The organism is Dictyobacter halimunensis (genome assembly GCF_036245075.1).
This window is the reverse complement of sequence record NZ_BSRI01000001.1, coordinates 476,740-493,917: the sequence shown is the minus strand read 5'-3', so window position 1 is coordinate 493,917 and position 17,178 is coordinate 476,740. Positions and strand designations below refer to the sequence as shown.

11 protein-coding genes are annotated in these 17,178 nt (G+C 53.0%); 1 reads left to right on the top strand and 10 read right to left on the bottom strand.

What is annotated here, in order from left to right; all coding sequences use genetic code 11:
* Positions 1-22 precede the first annotated feature (22 nt).
* From phnH to phnC, 5 genes are all read right to left on the bottom strand, one after another.
* Entirely contained in the window at positions 23-709 is a 687-nt protein-coding gene (gene phnH / locus AABA21_RS02100; protein ID WP_338247301.1) for a phosphonate C-P lyase system protein PhnH, read from the bottom strand.
* A 1-nt stretch (position 710) separates the two neighbouring features.
* Positions 711-1,127, bottom strand: a complete 417-nt coding sequence (phnG, locus tag AABA21_RS02095) for a phosphonate C-P lyase system protein PhnG (RefSeq protein ID WP_338247300.1) — start codon at positions 1,125-1,127, stop codon at positions 711-713.
* Between the two features lie 148 nt (positions 1,128-1,275).
* Entirely contained in the window at positions 1,276-2,226 is a 951-nt protein-coding gene (locus tag AABA21_RS02090) for a phosphate/phosphite/phosphonate ABC transporter substrate-binding protein (RefSeq protein ID WP_338247299.1), read from the bottom strand.
* Positions 2,227-2,302: 76 nt separating this feature from the next.
* Positions 2,303-3,583, bottom strand: coding sequence for a phosphonate ABC transporter, permease protein PhnE (phnE, locus tag AABA21_RS02085; protein WP_338247298.1), 1,281 nt, complete (start codon positions 3,581-3,583; stop codon positions 2,303-2,305).
* 96 nt (positions 3,584-3,679) lie between these two features.
* Positions 3,680-4,528 carry a phosphonate ABC transporter ATP-binding protein gene (phnC, locus tag AABA21_RS02080; RefSeq protein ID WP_338247297.1) on the bottom strand — a complete coding sequence of 283 codons (849 nt, stop codon included), beginning with the start codon at positions 4,526-4,528 and terminating at the stop codon, positions 3,680-3,682.
* A 681-nt stretch (positions 4,529-5,209) separates the two neighbouring features.
* On the opposite strand from phnC, the gene AABA21_RS02075 reads away from it, so the two are divergent.
* A complete protein-coding gene (locus AABA21_RS02075; protein ID WP_338247296.1) occupies positions 5,210-11,833 on the top strand; it encodes an SDR family NAD(P)-dependent oxidoreductase in 6,624 nt (2,207 codons plus the stop codon).
* 79 nt (positions 11,834-11,912) lie between these two features.
* Here the strand turns inward: AABA21_RS02075 and AABA21_RS02070 are convergent, their stop codons facing one another.
* The 5 genes from AABA21_RS02070 to AABA21_RS02050 all read right to left on the bottom strand — a co-directional run bounded on the left by AABA21_RS02070 (position 11,913) and on the right by AABA21_RS02050 (position 17,002).
* On the bottom strand, positions 11,913-13,340 hold the full coding sequence (locus AABA21_RS02070) for a flavin monoamine oxidase family protein (protein WP_338247295.1): 1,428 nt from the start codon (positions 13,338-13,340) through the stop codon (positions 11,913-11,915).
* A gap of 187 nt (positions 13,341-13,527) precedes the next feature.
* Positions 13,528-15,177, bottom strand: coding sequence for an ABC transporter permease subunit (locus AABA21_RS02065; protein ID WP_338247294.1), 1,650 nt, complete (start codon positions 15,175-15,177; stop codon positions 13,528-13,530).
* Positions 15,164-16,093, bottom strand: coding sequence for an ABC transporter ATP-binding protein (locus AABA21_RS02060; RefSeq protein ID WP_338247293.1), 930 nt, complete (start codon positions 16,091-16,093; stop codon positions 15,164-15,166). Before AABA21_RS02060 ends, AABA21_RS02065 begins: the two co-directional genes overlap by 14 nt.
* A gap of 356 nt (positions 16,094-16,449) precedes the next feature.
* Positions 16,450-16,674, bottom strand: a complete 225-nt coding sequence (locus AABA21_RS02055; protein WP_338247292.1) for a hypothetical protein — start codon at positions 16,672-16,674, stop codon at positions 16,450-16,452.
* Between the two features lies 1 nt (position 16,675).
* Complete coding sequence (locus tag AABA21_RS02050) at positions 16,676-17,002, bottom strand: hypothetical protein (RefSeq protein WP_338247291.1); 327 nt, start codon at positions 17,000-17,002, stop codon at positions 16,676-16,678.
* Between the last annotated feature and the right edge of the window lie 176 nt (positions 17,003-17,178).

Below are 17,178 nucleotides of genomic sequence, written 5' to 3'. Positions count from 1 at the left end.
CACCTTTTGTCCCAGCCATGTATTACTTATCATCAGAATGGACGAGGATCTTTGTTGTACGCGGCAAGCCGATACAACGCCCGGTACGATCAACCAGATAGATATCTATTCCCAGTGGATAGCTCTGTCGTGCGAAAAGAATCGCCTCGATATCCGACTTCGCCAAGCCCTCGACGTTGACGATGCGTACCTCTTGAATGCCAGGGCCACGCAACTCTAATGTCATGAAATCGCCGTGCAGTTCTTCTCTCTTCTCTGCGTCAGCAAGCGACTCGACGCAGTAAAATGCGGTGGCGCTTAATTCTGGTTCAAGCAGGGTCCCTACACTCAGTTGTGCAAGCATCTGACTATTCTCACCGTTGCAGAAAAATGCAAAGGCTGCTTGCCGGGCGTGGTCTGCATCCAAAGCGGTTGAACCGCTTCTCAATATGGTCCATTGCACAGCCGTCTCTGTATGTGCCAACCATTGACCATTAACCGCCATGATAAACGTCGTCTCTCGATCAAGTAAGGTGAGCAGAGCGCCCAGGGCATACATGTTGATCGGTGTATGGCTTGCGCACGCGGATGAGAAATAGGAAGGGGCTTCTCCTGCGAAATGAGGAAGTTCTAGCTGGTTGATCTTTCCAGGACGCGCCAGAGCATCGAGGAGCGCACGAAAGGTCAACGTGTTATAGAGAGTCTGTGTACCTTGATTGGCACCGATCATATTACATCCTCTCAAATTCTACTCTGGTAGAGGCCACAAGTGCCTGCTCTTTGTGGTGTTGCGCGGCAAGCTGTGTGTCCAGTACCGCCAATTCTTGTGTCAGCCATTCGGCTATGCTACCGCCTTTACGCAGCGCGGCATCAACCAGCGCGACGCCCAGCGCATGCCGTGGACAATCTCCGATAACCATGCCAAAGCCAAATTGGTCATCGAGTTCTAATTTAACCTCGGTTACCAGAACCTCACCGGCATTGAATAAACTATCTGCGACCGTCTCGCGCACCCGTAGCATGACCAATCCCTGCCGGGGGCCGCTCAACAACTTTACCTGGCTTTTCGTATAGTGTTCCAATATTGTCGAGGCGAGTCGACAGACTTGCTCCTCCCGGCTATTTGCCAGGATGCGATAATAATCCATGGGTGGTATTTCTTTCCAGACAACAGGATCAATACGCTACGCATAACTCAAAAGGTTGCCTGCTTGTGGCAGGGGAAGAGGGGAAGGGGATGCAATCCCCTGGCATGCCCCTCTTCCCTATCCCTTTTTTATGAAAGGGATCAAGCCACTAGCCAGCAACCTTTTTCAGATCAATGTTCAACGACTTCGCCAAAGCACGAATGCCATTGTAGAGGCTATCGTCACCAGGGCCAAAGCCACCGGCACCGATCGCTTTAGCGGCGTCTGGATTGTCATTTAGGGCTAAGAGCGCCTTCTGGAGAGACGCCATATCGCTCTGGCTCATGCCCTTACGCACAGCCATCGGGTCCTCAGGAATGGGATCGCTCTTTTTGACGATGCTCAGATCGCCAGCTTTGAATTTACCCTCTTGCAGCAAATGATTGTAGGTATCGCTGGCGACGGCACCTGCATTGACTTTGCCGCTCAGTACTGCCAGTAGCGAGGCATCATGAGAACCAATGTATGAACCTTTGACATCCGTATCTGCGTTCAAACCAGCTTGCTTCATCATATAGCGTGGCTCAAGGTTACCGCTCGTCGAGGCTGGATCAACAAACGAGAACGTTTTCCCTTTGAGATCCTGCACGGTCTTGATACCAGTTTTCGGCGTGGTGATGATGTAGCTCTGATAGGAAGTCGCTTTGGTTTTTTCAGCCAGTGCCAGCGAAATGGCCTGGATGCCACCTTCCTGAGAAGCGAGCACATAGCTCAGAGGACCGAAATTAGCGAGATCAGCCTTGCCATTCGACATGGCGGTAATCACCGCCGTATAATTCGTCCCTACAAAAACTTCCACAGGCTTACAGATCTGTTTTGAAAGGGCAGTCGCAAACGGTTGCGTCTCACCAACGACGCTTGTCTGACTTTCCGCAGGGATCACGCCGACGGTGATCTTGCTCAGACTAATGGGATGTGGGCAGTTCTTGGGGGCTACAGCATTTGTGGAACCATTATTGGTATTTCCACTGTTTCCACAAGCGGCCAGTAACAGCATAATACATGCAAAGAATGCACCGAAAGAAAGAAACCGTCTGTTTTGAGGCTTTATGCCTGACATTGTGAACTCCTTTGTAAGGAAAATACAATAAATGTTGCTAATAACAAAACAATCTATAGAAATTGAACTGAAAGCTCTAAAGTACCTGTGCGCGGATAAAATCGCTGATCCGGTCCAGGGCTGCAACGGTTACGACCAGTGTAACCAGAATAACGCTGACATTAGAGTAATTCAGTAGAGAGAGGTTCTGATTTAAGAGAAAACCGATCCCGCCACCGCCCACAAACGCGACCACGGTTGAGTCACGCGTATTTGACTCCCAATAATAGATTGAGGAACTGACCAGCAGCGGAAATACCTGCGGGAACACTCCCCAACGGAACCGTTTGATACCATTGGCGCCAGCCGCACTCAATGCTTCCATTGGCTGAGGTTTGACTGACTCGATAGACTCCGCAAAGAGTTTTGTCAACGATGAAATTGTGTGCAGGCCTAACCCAAGCGCGCCGGGGACCGGTCCTAAGCCCACAAATGTGATGAATATTAATGCGAGCACCAGAGCGGGAATAGCCCTGATCGTGTTGACGAAGAACCGCACAATCGTGTAGATAACTGGATGTGGTGTTGTGTTTCTGGCCGCTAACACACTCAAAGGTAGAGCGCCAATAATGCCAAGCACCGTGGCAACGATAGCGGTTTGTATGGTCAAGAGCATCGGCTGAATTACCGAGTTGAAGTAGTTCCAGCTGGGTGGCACCATTGTGCGTAGCAGGCTGGCACCGGCCTGGCTGCTAAGTATCTCCGAGAAGATGCCAAAGTTTAGTCCCTGAATGCTAAATCCCCACCACAAGAAGAGGACCACTAGCGCGAGCATAGAGAGCATGCTCTTGCGAAATGCGAGCCAGAGCAGGACACCGACGAGGAGCGCACAGCCTAACAGGTTGAAATCCAGTGCGGATATGGTATAGGCGAATGTACCGAGATCAATTCCTTTGAGTGGACCCAGGTTGATGGCGCCGGACAAAAAGTACAAAGCTACCAGCAGCAGAACAACTATTGAAATGGTACTGTTTGGACTAAACACTTCTTTCGGCTTACGGATCGCTTTGGGCACCACCATGATTAACCCCGACACGATAATAATCAATGCAACAGCAAGATTCACGTTGAACGCGAACGCCAGGTTAATGGTGAGTGTTCCTGCATCAATGACACATGCAAACAGGAGTGATGCTATAACGGCAATGAGCAGGGCGGTCATCTCAAGGGGCCAGTGAAATGAGCCAAAGGGCTTCGCCAGGTCAGGCGCCGGTTTGCTGAACCAGCGAGGAGTTGTTCGCGTATGTCCCCCCTCAATCCCTGAGTTGACTACTCTCAAATCTTCATCTGCAGTTTTCTTTGATTCTTCAATTGACACGTCTTCTCTCCTTTGACCGCATGCTAGCGCACTGCACATACCGCCAGGAATGGCTTAACGAGACTGAAATATTTTCGTCACTCACCAGGTGATCCTCTATTCAGGTAGTGGCGCACTTTGCTCATAACGCGAATGAGCGGCAGGATTAGCGCCGCGGTAAATTTCTTGCAACAGAGAATCGGTCAACAGTGCCGGTGGACCATCATAGAGAATGCGTCCCTGGGCAATGCCAATGATGCGATCAGCAAAGTGTTTCGCCGTATCAATATCATGGATGTTAACAAGCGTTGAAACTCCAAGTTCTTTAGCGGCTTTACGCAAATCTCCCATGACGCTCCACGAAAGTTCCGGGTCCAGACTCGCGACGGGCTCATCGGCCAGTACGATAAGAGGCTCTTGCGCCAGGGCGCGTGCGATGGCAACACGCTGCTTCTCCCCACCAGATAACCGATCAGCCCGATAGGATGCGCGATGCAACATATTGACTCGACCCAGGCATTCTAGCGCCTTCTCGCGGTGCTCTCGACTAAAGTAGCCGATGGTTGCGAAAAAGCTGTTAGTGTAGCCAAGACGTCCTGTCAAGACGTTGTCAATAGCAGAGAGGCGATCAACGAGATGAAACTCCTGGAAAATGAAGCCAATCTTCCGGCGTTGTGCCAGCTTTTCTTTTTCACTCAGATCAGTAATGTATGTATCCTGAATGCGGACGCTGCCCTGTGTTGACAGGATCAGTCCGTTAATGCAGCGCAAAAGAGTTGACTTACCGGCTCCACTGCGCCCAATGATGCAAACAAACTCCCCCTTGTTCACCACAAAGCTTATATCGTTCAGAGCTTCGTAGCCATTAGGGTAAACTTTAGAGAGACCATTGACTTCAAGAAGTATCGAATTATTCAATATTCGTTGCCCTATTTCTTTCTGCCATGAAATTTCTATTTGCGGCAAAGCAATGAACCAGCGCCAATGGAGACCAGACCCTTAAATCCCGGTTTAAAATGTCGTGCAAAGCTTTACGCACTCCAATTTTGCTTCATTTTGAGCTAGAAAGTCAATAAAGAGAAGAATAAATGATTGTTAAATTTTAACTTTAACAATCATTTTACAAAACTATCCTGTAACTACTTCCTCTTGCAAAAAAACACGTTATAATGACATAATGAGTCAAAGTCGTAGTAATAATCGAGATCAGGACACGCTTGTTTTTGCCACCCCGAGAGAAGGTCCACTTTTGGATTGAGAGAAATTCTCTCTCTACAGGCACGTAGACCGATATGTAACGCAGCATAAGAATACCATTCGTTTTACCTCTACTATAGCTCGCCTCAAAATTGTATAGCTTCGCATAGAGAGATCTCCTCCAGATCAAATATGCATGTAACTTTGCAATTACAAAGTTTACGTATCGTAAAGGTGTAGAGGATAATAGCAGATGCATTGTTTGGCATTTATGCTGCAACATTAGGCATTTATTACCAAAGTATGGTAATTACTTAGTATTTTAGTATAATATGTAATGTGATACATTGTGGGATAGGAGCGTATTAAAAACTAATTAAAATGTTTTTACTTTGTTGGATCATTGTTTGAGTGCTTGATAGTATTTGAGCTTTTAAGGAGACAGAGGTCATGCCATTAAGAGAGCCTATCGCTATTGTGGGTATAGGGTGTCGTTTTCCGGGTGCAAGGAATGTGCGCGAATTCTGGCAACTCTTACTGGAAGGAAAGGATGCAATTCAAGAGATACCAGTCGAACGCTTTGACATCGATGCCGTTTATGATCCAACTCCCGGATCAGCTGGTAAATTAATTACGCGGTGGGGAGGTTTCCTTGAGAACATTGACCAGTTCGATCCGTATTTCTTTGGCATTTCGCCCCGCGAAGCCACTAGAATGGATCCTCAACAGCGCCTGCTACTGGAGGTGGCCTGGGAAGCACTGGAAGACGCGGGTATACCTGTGGAAAAACTGGTAGGGTCCGCAACCGGAGTCTTTGTTGGCATGTCGACCAACGACTATGAAGATTTAGCGTTTCAGAACAAAGAGAACATCGATCTATACATGATGACAGGCTGTTCGCGCGGCGTGGCGTCCGGTCGTATCTCCTACATTTTAGATCTGCAGGGACCGAGTATGACCGTCGATACAGCCTGCTCATCTTCACTGGTGGCGGTGCACCTGGCCTGCCAAAGTATCTGGAGCGGAGAATGTACGCTGGCTCTGGCCGGAGGAGCAAATCTGATTCTGGAGCCAGAGCAGGGATTGGGTTTTTCTAAGATGGGCTTGCTCTCCCCAGATGGGCGCTGTAAGACTTTTGATGCGCGCGCCGACGGTTTTGTGCGCAGCGAAGGGGTCGCGACCGTCGTTTTGAAGCCGCTGTCGCAGGCGCTGGCTGAGCGCGACCCTATCTATTGTGTTATCCGGGGGAGCGCGGTCAACAACGATGGTCGCACCAGTGGCCTTCTCGTCACACCCGGGCAGCAGTCGCAGGAAGATGTGTTGCGGAAAGCCTATCAGGACGCGGGCGTGGCTCCTGAACTGGTACAGTATGTAGAGGCGCATGGAACTGGTACGATTGTTGGTGATCGGGTAGAGGCTACCGCTATTGGAATGGTGTGTGGTGCCAATCGTCCTCCTGATCAGCCTTGTCTGATCGGCTCGGTGAAGACAAATATCGGACACAGCGAGGGGGCGGCCGGCATGGCGGGCCTCATCAAGGTCGCGCTCTCTCTGAAGCATGGATTGATTCCTCCCAATTTACATCTGCAGCAGCCACATCCACAGTTGCCCCTGCAAAAGTTCAATCTGCGAGTACCACAGCAGATCACCAGATGGCGCCAGGACGGGCGGCCCGCGCTGGCCGGGGTGAGTAGCTTTGGTATCTCCGCCACCAACGCGCATATGGTATTGGAGCAGGGGCCGAACATCCTGCCACTGGATACTGTACAGACTAAAGAAGAGGCGTGCGTTGCGCAGCTTCTGACCCTATCCGCGCAGACGCCAGAGGCATTAACCGCCCTGGCCCGGTCATATCAAGGCTGTTTTGGATCACAATCCCGTGCCGGGGAGGTCGCTACCAGACTTACTGATATCTGTTATACCGCTAATTGTCGCCGCAGCCGACATAGCCAGCGCCTGGCGGTTGTCGCCTCCAGCAAAGACGAGATGCTGGAGCAGCTGGCCGCATTTGTAGCGGATGAAGATCGACTGGGAATTGTATCTGGAATGGCTCCATCTCAGGCGCCAAAGATCGTTTTTGTGTTTCCGGGTCAGGGCTCACAGTGGATGGGTATGGGTCGTGAACTGCTACAACAAGAACCGGTTTTCAAGCAGACGCTGGAGCGATGCGAAGAGCTGATGCGCCCATATGTTGATTGGTCATTGCTGGATATATTGACAAATGTTGATGATGTGGAGCAGCTCAACCGCATCGATATTGTGCAGCCTACCCTGTTCTCGATCGAGCTGGCGCTGGCCGCCCTCTGGCACTCCTGGGGCATTCGGCCCGACGCGGTGGTAGGGCATAGCATGGGAGAGTTGGCGGCCGCCGTGGTGGTGGGAGCGTTGAGCGCACAGGATGCCATGCAGGTTATCTGCCAGCGTAGCCTGTTGCTGAAGCGGGTCGCTGGCAAAGGCTGTATGGCCGTGGTTGAGCTTTCATTGTTGGAGGCCCAGAAGCTACTGATAGACTATGAGGAGCAGGTCTCGATCGCAGCCTGCAATGGTCCCAACACCACCGTACTGGCCGGCGACCTGGCTACCGTTGAAGCTCTGATGCAGAAGCTACAAAGGCAGAAGATCTATTGTAGCCTGATTCGCGTTGATGTGGCGTCGCACAGCGCGCAGGTAGATGGTCTGTTGCCCGAACTGCGACAGGCCCTCCAGAATTTGCACCCGTGGGAAGCTACAACCGCTTTCTATTCAACGGTAACGGCCAGTTCGCTTGATGCGGCTGTGCGGCTGGATGCTGAGTATTGGGCCCAGAACATTCGCCAGCCGGTACTGTTTTATCCCACCATCAAGCGTTTACTGGAAGATGGTCATCACATCTTCCTGGAAATCAGTCCGCATCCTGTGTTGATGGGTGCGGTGAAGGAGGCGCTGCAGACAGAGACCCAGGTGGGCGCGGCGCTCCCCTCATTGCGACGCGCTATGCCCGAACGAGCCACCTTGCTTGAAGCGCTGGGTCATCTCTACATCCATGGCGTCAATATCGATTTTGGTCAATTTTATGTGGGCAACGAACAATACATTCCCACGCCGGGCTATCCCTGGCAGCGGGAGCGCTTCTGGCTTAGCGAGCAAGATACCCGAACCGAGCAGGCCACCAGGCGTGAACATGCCAGGTCGCGTCCCGGCAATGCCAGCGGACATCCTATGCTGGGTCCGTGGACGGCTTCCGCCGCGCGTCCCGGTGAGTACTGCTGGGAATTCGACCTGGATTGTGATACATTCGCCTACCTGCGCGACCATCGCGTGCAGGATAACGCCATCTTACCCGCCACAGCCTATCTGGAACTGGTCCTGGAAGCCGTCCGGGAGGTCTTTGGTGCGGGCAGCTATTGCTTAGAACATGTCGCTTTCAAAAAGGCTTTGTTCCTTTCCGAAGACAACGCGCAGCGAATGCAGCTTATCGTCGCGCCAGAGATGCCCGGGAGCGTCTCCTTCCAGCTATTCAGTTCGCAGGGCGAACAGCTCTCGGCGCAGAATCAGTGGGAGCTACATACCCAGGGCCGCTTGTTGCTACGCCAGGAGACAGAGCAGATCTCATTGGTGTCAATGAACCTGGGACACCTGCAAAGGGAAGCCTCTCGGATTATGGAGGGGGCAGCGCATTATCAATTGATGGACTCCATCGGTCTTCAGTATGGTCCTGCCTTTCGTGGGATTGAGCGTATCTGGCAAGCGGATGGCGTGGCCCTCTGCCAGGTTGAGGTTGCGCCTGTTATCTCCTCGGATATAGATAGATATCAATTTCATCCCGCCCTGTTTGATGCCTGTCTGCAAGCTGTGCTGGCTGCATTGCCGTCGTGTATAGCGGATGATCCGGAAGCGCAAGGGCCGGTTATACCAGTTCAGATCACGCAGTTGCGGCTGTATCGACCTCTGCATACGGCCCTGTGGAGCTATGCACGTATGAGCCAGGAGCAGCCAGGGCAGGACAATCAATTCGAACTTGACTGGGACATTTTTGATCAGGAGGGGCAGCGCGTACTGGAGGCGCGTGGCGTGAGGTTGCAGCGCCTTGGTTCTACGATCAGTTCTGACACTCGTCCTGACGCTGTAGAGGTTAGCGATTGGTTGTACGAGATCCAATGGAGGCATGTAGAGACCGATGAGAAGCGCACCGCTGCCGCATGTATCGCCCATCAGCGCGAAAAAGGGAGCTGGTTGATCCTGGCTGATCGTCTCGGCGTGGCACAACAGGTGGCCGAGTTCCTGCACACGTCCGGTGACAATGTAATTCTTGTTTATCCAGGCGAGGCTTTCAAGGAACTGATCCCTCTGGCCCATTATCAGCTCAATCCGGCGCGTCCCGGTGAATTTATCCAATTGCTGCAGGCAGTTCATGGAGCGAATTTACCCTCGTGCCACGGCATCCTTCATCTCTGGAGCCTGGAAGCACGGTCTTTAGAGCAGATAGATCTGGCTATGTTAGAGGAAGCCGAACTGCTTGGTTGTGGCAGTACCTTGCACCTACTGCAGGCGATGGAGCAGTTCTCCTGGCCACAGCCGCCGCGTCTGTGGCTGATTACCAGCGGTGTGCAGGCCACAGATCAGGAGAGAACAACGGCCTCTGTTGAGCAGTCCCCTCTGTGGGGATTGGGGCGGACCATTGTGTATGAGCATCCAGAGTTGCGCTGCGCCCGTGTAGACCTGAGCGCGGATATGATACGGCCGGCGGAGATAAAAGCCCTCTTTCAGTTGATCTACAACGATGATCCTGAAGATCAGATTGCGTTGCGCGACCATCAACGCTATGTGGCGCGCCTGAGCAAGGTTGATCCGGCTACCCTGAATGCCGTACCAGTTGTGCGCTCATTTGAGCAGGATAATTCTCTGCTGCACAATGAGCAGCCTTGTTGCATTGAGGTTCCTGTTCCTGGTAGCCTGGATAACTTGTGCCTGACTTCCGTTAGTCGTAGAAGGCCCGGACCCGGTGAGGTTGAGATTCATGTCTCCGCCGCAAGTTTGAATTTCAAGGATGTTCTGTTCGCGCTGGGAATGCTTGACTACCAGGATGGGACCATCCATTTTGGACTCGAGTGTGCCGGTCGTATTAGCGCTGTGGGTGATGGCGTGGAAGGGTTACACGTAGGCGATGAGGTGATCGCGGTCAGCGCGCCAGACTGCTTCAGTCGCTTCGTAATCAAACCGGCCGCCCTGGTTGTTCACAAGCCAGAGCATATCAGCCTGGAGGAGGCGGCAACCACATCGATCGTCTTTTTGACCGCCTACTACGGCCTCATTTATGTCGGTCGTTTGATGAGGGGCGAACGTGTCCTGATCCATGCGGCCAGTGGCGGCGTCGGCCTCGCCGCCGTCCAGATCGCACAGCACATCGGCGCTGAAATTTTTGCCACCGCTGGTAGCCCTGAAAAGCGTGAATTTTTACGCTCTCTGGGCATCCAGCACGTGCTGGATTCGCGCTCTCTCAGTTTTGCTGATGAGATTATGGAGATCACGCACGGCCAGGGAGTTGACGTGGTGCTGAACTCGCTGGCAGGAGAGGCGCTGACCAGGAGCTTTGACCTGCTGGCCAACCATGGGCGCTTCCTGGAACTGGGGAAAAAAGATATTCAGCGCAATAATCGCCTGAACCTGGCTCCCTTTGAAAAGAATCTCTCGTTTTCCGCCATCGACATCACTCTGCTGCTGCGTGAGCGGCCCCAATTGATGATGTCGATGCTGCGCGAGATTCTGCAACAGTTTGAAGCACGCATCTTTACGCCATTGCCGACACGGACCTTTCCTCTGGCGGAAACCATCGATGCTTTCCGCTGGCTGGCCCAGGCGCGTCAAATCGGCAAAGTGGCGATCTCGTTTGAGCCTGTTCCTTCTGAGAAACCCGCCGTAGCTGAAGCTGGCTATAGTCTGTTCAATGCCAACAGCACCTATCTAATCACAGGTGGACTGGGAGGGCTGGGCCTCACCATTACCCAATGGATGGTCGAGAAGGGGGCCAGGCATATCGTGCTCGTCGGAAGGCGATCACCATCTGAAAGCGCTCAGGTTGTTCTGGACGAACTGAGGAGGCAGGATGTCAACGTTGTTGTCATGCAGGCTGATATCACCGATCCGCAGCAGATCATAAGGGCATTGGAGCAGATCAAGAGCAGCATGCCGTCGCTCCGAGGTATTCTGCACGCGGCCGCTATCCTGCAAGATGGCATCCTGCTGCAGACCAGCCTGGAGCGCCTGCGGGCAGTGATGGCTCCCAAAGTGCTGGGGGCCTGGAATCTGCACCGTCTCACCGCTGATCTACCACTTGATTTCTTTGTCTGCTTCTCTTCGACGGCCTCGCTAATTGGTCTGCCGGGACAGGGTAACTACTCAGCGGCCAATGCCTTTCTGGATGCGCTGGCCCATTATCGCTGTGCGCGGGGTCTGCCAGCTCTGAGTATTAACTGGGGAGCCTGGTCTGAGGTGGGACTGGCGGCCGCGCAGACCAATCGTGGTGCTCGCCTGGCGCAGCGCGGCATTAAAAACATCACCCCCCGACAGGGATTGGCTGCCCTTGAACTGTTGTTGTGGAATGATATGGTTCAGGTAGGGGCGATGCCCTTCGACGTTGTGCAATGGCAGCAGTTCTATCCATCGGTCGGTAGTTCTGCTATGTTTGCCAGTCTGCTGGCAGATAGAGAGGATCCCATTGAGATTACTGAGAGCGCCCACACCCAGAAGGACCTGGCCGTCCGCGTCTTGCAGTCCCAGAGCGTAGATGAGCGCGAACAACTTGTGCAGAACTACCTGTGTGAGCATATCGCACGCATTCTGCGCATTCCTATCGTCAGGCTCGATAGTCAGCGCCAGATCCATTCCCTGGGAATTGACTCCCTGATGGCGGTCGAACTCAAAAATCAGATCGAGGCCGATACTGAGATCTCCGTTCCTGTCGTGCTCTTATTACAAGGCATCACTATCCACGAACTGGCTGGCTATCTGCTGACCGAACTTGGCAGTAAGGCCGCCCATGCCGAAGCTCGAACGGTCCCGGAAGAAGCCGGTATGTCCGGCGCCCTGTCTCATTAAAAGGTCGGAATGTACAAATCGAAATAAAACGCAGAGATCAAGGAAATGTGCCGCGGCACATTTCCTTGATCTCTGCGTTTTATTTCGATTGATTGAAATCCTCTATGATCTCGCGCGCAGCGCGTTCCCCTTCACGGGCCCCGCCTTCCATGTAGCCCTGGAAGTCGACCGAGCAATGTTCGCCAGCGAAGTGGATGGGCCCCTGGCGTACACCTTCATATCCGGCAAAGCGTGTGTATTGTCCAATACGCCAGCAGGCATAACTGCCACGCAGATAAGGATCGCCGGTCGGATAGCTCAGGGCGGCACGCTCGGTATAGTGGGGAGTAATACCGGGAAAGACCTTTTCCAATTCTTGCAGACAGTGTCGGGCATAGTCCTGGATAACTGCGGAATCCTGCGTGGTCGAATAGGGCGCCTCTGGCGCATAATCGGCCCCTCTATGCCCACTGGTGTAGTTGACCAGTAAGCCGCTGGAGCCTGGCTGACCAAGGGAGGTATCCCAGAACGTCTGAACAGCCAGATCTGTAATGATAAAACCCCTGTGCAACTGGGGCCAGGGACCGTTGTCGAACCAGTAAGGCCGATCAAATTGCAGGAAGAGCTTGGAGATGGTGCCATAGCCAAGCTCCTCAATCGCGGTCTGCTTCAAGGAATCAAAGCCGGCGCGCTGATAATCGATATGGCGCAGCGCGCTGAACGGCAATGTCAGGATGACGCGATCGCACTGGATCTGTTTCGGACCTTCAGTGGTGGTGAAGGTCAGGTTTAGAGTGTCATCATCCATGCGTTCTATCGAAGTTAGTCGATGCTGCAAGTGGATGCATCCTTCAGGCAAGCTATGGGCAATCGCCTGCGGCAGCCGAGCGTTTCCACCCGCAATCTTAGTAGTGTCTGGCATGGATGTGGATGTGGCAGGTTCCTGCACCAGGTCGCGGGGACCGAACATATAGACAAGGTTAAGCGAGCTTTGTACATTGCTATCCACCCCATAAAAACCCGTGCAGGCGCTATCTAACATGCGCCCTGTCGGAGTATTATGTCCCCCCTCAACATACTTTTCAATCCACTCATACACGCTCATGTGATCGAGCCTGGAGCCGGTTTCAGTAAAGTGGTTGTACGTCGTTGGAAAATCTGCTTCCAGTATCTGTTGTTGTAGTAGCGGAGCCAGAGCCTGAAAATGCTCGTCCATCTCCTCAGCGTTATAATAGCGATTAAAGAAGTACATCAAGTTTTGCGTACGATCCTGGCCGGTCTGCCCCAGATCGACCGTCTGAAGGTTAAAGCGCTTGATCAAGCGGTGAATGGCCTCATGATCCCCATCGATGAACTCTCCGCACAATTCGCTGACCATGCCATCGGTCCATGTGGTGGTATCCGAATGCATGCGACCACCTACATGATCGGCGGCTTCATAAATATTGCATGCGAGGTTGGCGTCCTGCAAGGTCAGTGCGGCATCGAGGCCGGCGATTCCCGCTCCAACTATAGCGATCCGGGGCATATTTTTCTCCTGTTGAGAACATCAGAGATGTAGGAATATAAGATAGCTATAATCTATCACATCCTAACCAGCATAAAGAGAAAAAACTGGTTCTGAGGTTCTCAGGTTCTCAGGGGCGACCGGTCGCCCCTGAGAACCTGAGAACCTCAGAACCAGTTTTTTCGGATTCCTTGAGAACCCCGAACGTTTAGCGTCCGATGTCCTTGCGCATAAAGCGGGCTGACGCCAGGGCCAGCGCGATGAAGGTTACCACCAGCACGCCCACAGTATCCCCAAGCGGTAAGCCGTGGATCAATGGAGTGCCATAGTAATAGAAGGCGGAGAGTTTAAGTGTTGTTTCTGGCCAGTTTAGCTCCGGCCCCACGAAGGTAATAAAGAACCAGATTACCAGCAAGAAGCTTAGCAGGCCGGTGTCAACGGCCGTACGCAGCCAGCCCGCCAGCAGATAGCCCAGGGCGGCGATCAGCAAACCGAGCGGAATAATAGAGAGTGTGGCGGCAGCCAGGTTCCCTTTATCAAGCGTGAGTCCGATTGCGAGCGAAGACAGAGACGTAGCGGCCAGTGTCACCACACCCATGAAAATGGTCGCGGTAGTGAGGGCGCCGAAGCGTGCCAGTAAAACTTTCAGACGTGCCTGTGGTGTCGCCAGAATCATCTCATGCAGACCGTCCTCTTCATCGGCAGGCCAGCGGTTGGCCTGGGTGACGGCGAAGGCCATGATGAGCAATGGCAGCAGGATGAAGAGTGTGCTGAGCAAAGCGGCATTGGTCGCCACATCGTTACCACCAACTTTGGTGACCAGCTCTTTCAACAGGGGTGAACTCTGATACAGCGAAGCTAGCTTATCCTCAGTCTGTTTGACGATCACAACCACCCAGGCGGCGAATCCGGCGATACCCAGCGTCCACCACAAAGCGGGCACCAGAATCATGCCCAGGCTACGGGCATAGACAGAGCGCAGCGACCAATCATGCACCGCCAGCGCCTGCTCAGTCTGTATGTTTCTCTGCGGTGTGCGCAGCCAGCGGGGCAGCGCTACTGCTCCCCCGATATCGCGTAACATGAAGAGACCAAGTGCCGCTCCGCTTATCACAATGTTCAGGACCAAAAGAACTACGAGCGCGCCATAATTTGTGCCATATGAGGGGATAAGTGGCTTACTTAGATTATAGTAGTAGACAGGCGAAAAGCGGCTGATCCATTCCGTGTTGGGGATGACGCGGTGAACCATGTCTATGACGATGAAGATCAGCAAGAGGGCTCCGGTTATACCCGAGGCCGTGCCGCGCTCCTGAGTAAACTGTGAGAGCAGGAGCGCGATTGACCCAAAGATGCCAGCGACCAGGGCTACGTTCAGGCCAAAGAGCAGGCTATCGGTCAAGGTGAAGCTCGCGTTGACGTGTTGACCACCGGCAAAAGTCAGCAGCCCTATTATTAGCCCCATACCCAGCAGAGCGGTCCAGATGGCGGCCAGTTTCTCTAGCACGACACGCCCGCGTCCACGTGGGAGCGAGAGCAGGACATCCATCGAACCACGCTCCTCTTCACCGCGCAGCAGACGACTGCAGACGATCAGTGGCCAGATAGCGATGACCAGGATCGTAAAGCCGTATTTAAAGGTCGCATAGCCGCCCGGCGTATCTACCGCCACTGGCTCGGCCAGCCAGTTATAGGAGCTTGCCAGGCTGACCAGCGAGGCACGCGCCTGGGCCGTTTCGACCAGTGAAGGATAAGCGGAGAGGACCGCGTATAGCAGCAGGCCAATGCCCGCGCCCCAGCCTAAAATGGCGATACGTGCCTCACGCAAGGTTTTGAGATAGATGCTAGTGAACCACATGACTGGCCTCCCTGGTGGCCGTATTGTCACCTTCGTAGTAGCGCATGAAGATGTCTTCCAGACTGGGCTCGTGGCTGGTTACACTGATCACGGGATACCTGGCCGCCGCTTTGATTACCGCGTCCGCCTGACCCTGTACGGTGAGCCGCAAGGTACGGCCAGCGGCCAGAGCTTCTACCTGCTCGACCCCGTCCAACTGTTTGAAATCCTCTACGGGCACCGCACTGGCAAACGTGATCGTCACTTCATAGCGCTTGATATCCTTCAACTCCTCCACCGATCCGACACGTACCAGTTGGCCCTCACGGATAATCGCTACGCGTTTGCAGGTCTGCTCCACTTCGGTCAGGATATGTGACGAGAGAAAGACTGTGCGCCCATCATCACGCACCTCTTTCACCATGCGCTCAAATTCTTGCTGGTTCAGCGGGTCCAGGCCACTGGTTGGCTCATCCAGGATGAGCAGGCGAGGACGATGCATAAAGGCCTGGATGATCCCAATCTTGCGCTTATTGCCGCTGGAATAGTGGCGGAACTTACGGCTGGGATCAAATTCCAGGCGTGCAATCAATTGCTTGAGGTATGCCTGATCGACGCCCCCACGTAGATGTCCGAAGTATGTCAGAATCTGGCCGCCGGTCAAATTGGGGTCTAGCGCCAATTCACCAGGCAGGTAACCGACCAGCCGCTTAATTTCCACAGACTCTCGCCATACATCCAATCCTGCGATGCATGCCGTGCCCGAGTTCGCGCGCAACAGCGCCATGAGCAAGCGAATTGTCGTCGTTTTGCCCGCACCATTGGGTCCGAGAAAACCAAAGACCTCACCCTCTTCCACCTGAAATGAGACATCGGTAATACCACGTTTATTACCATAGCGCTTGGTCAGGTTATTGACCTCTATGATCGCAGCCATGACACTATCCTTCCTTCTTGCCGGATAAAGCCGTTTTACTCATGATACAGGTGCCTGATTATCTATAAGTGCAAATAAACGACGTATGGTTTCGTAGCGGTATCATTAGCCAGCAAGGATACTCCCCTTTTATTAATAGAGGGAGTATCTGTTTATTTATCATTCATAATATAGCTCAAGAATATGCCGCTGTCAATCAGGGAACTTTGCAATGTGTGTAGGGCCTTGATGGTCGTTGTTGGCATGCATAATATTGTGAGAGAATCGTGATTGCGTCTTGATGCTGAGTGATAAGGAAGAGAGCACTCGGCATCAGACGAGAAAAGGAAGGAAACAAATTTAAATATGCCGTAGCGCTAGTCCTGAGGCGGATTGCCCTCCAGTGGATAGCGTTCGAAGGCGATATAGGTCAGGTTGTCCCAGGCGTTGTGAATACCGATGAACAGGAGCAGAAGTGTGACCGCCCCAATACAGAAGAGTGCTGGTACTGGCTGGTTGAAGAGTAGAATCGCGGCTACGATGAGTGCTGTATAAGAGACGAACGGGATGATCATATGCCATAGCCAATCCTCCAGGACCATCTTATAGTCGTCCTGACGTAGAGCCCGGCGCAGGATGACTATAATGTACGCGGCCCCTCCTATACCACACAGGCCGAGTATCAGACCAGCGTTCCAGAGCACATGCCAGGGGGGCATTGAGCGTGACCGCGATGAGGAGTGCGACACTGAAATGTACCACATTCGGTGTGCCGAAAGCATTGATCGATCCACCGCCTCTACGTGTGCGCAGCCCCGCGATCAAGGTAACGGTCACAAACATCAATCCAGTTAACGCTGCCGCCGCAGACCCGATGATGACATAAAAGTTCGCCCAGCCAGCGAGCGGTGATGCTACAGCCTCTTGCATAATGATAAGCCCTTTCAATGGATGAATGCAGACAAACCACAATGAGCCCGCCATTGGCGGGCACCCACCAGTATAACACAAACAAGATGCGTGTCCTCCAAATAGGTTCGGAGCTTGTCTCGGATTATATGGTCAATCCGAGACAAGCTCCGAACCTATTGTTGAGATTTATATAG

What these genes read in the sequence shown, in the direction of transcription:
- AABA21_RS02050 (WP_338247291.1), bottom strand. Translation starts at nt 17,002, where the DNA reads ATGCAAGAGGCTGTAGCATCACCGCTCGCTGGCTGGGCGAACTTTTAT.
- phnG (WP_338247300.1), bottom strand. Translation starts at nt 1,127, where the DNA reads ATGGATTATTATCGCATCCTGGCAAATAGCCGGGAGGAGCAAGTCTGT.
- AABA21_RS02065 (WP_338247294.1), bottom strand. Translation starts at nt 15,177, where the DNA reads ATGTGGTTCACTAGCATCTATCTCAAAACCTTGCGTGAGGCACGTATC.
- AABA21_RS02090 (WP_338247299.1), bottom strand. Translation starts at nt 2,226, where the DNA reads ATGTCAGGCATAAAGCCTCAAAACAGACGGTTTCTTTCTTTCGGTGCA.
- AABA21_RS02055 (WP_338247292.1), bottom strand. Translation starts at nt 16,674, where the DNA reads ATGGTCCTGGAGGATTGGCTATGGCATATGATCATCCCGTTCGTCTCT.
- phnH (WP_338247301.1), bottom strand. Translation starts at nt 709, where the DNA reads ATGATCGGTGCCAATCAAGGTACACAGACTCTCTATAACACGTTGACC.
- AABA21_RS02060 (WP_338247293.1), bottom strand. Translation starts at nt 16,093, where the DNA reads ATGGCTGCGATCATAGAGGTCAATAACCTGACCAAGCGCTATGGTAAT.
- AABA21_RS02070 (WP_338247295.1), bottom strand. Translation starts at nt 13,340, where the DNA reads ATGCCCCGGATCGCTATAGTTGGAGCGGGAATCGCCGGCCTCGATGCC.
- AABA21_RS02075 (WP_338247296.1), top strand. Translation starts at nt 5,210, where the DNA reads ATGCCATTAAGAGAGCCTATCGCTATTGTGGGTATAGGGTGTCGTTTT.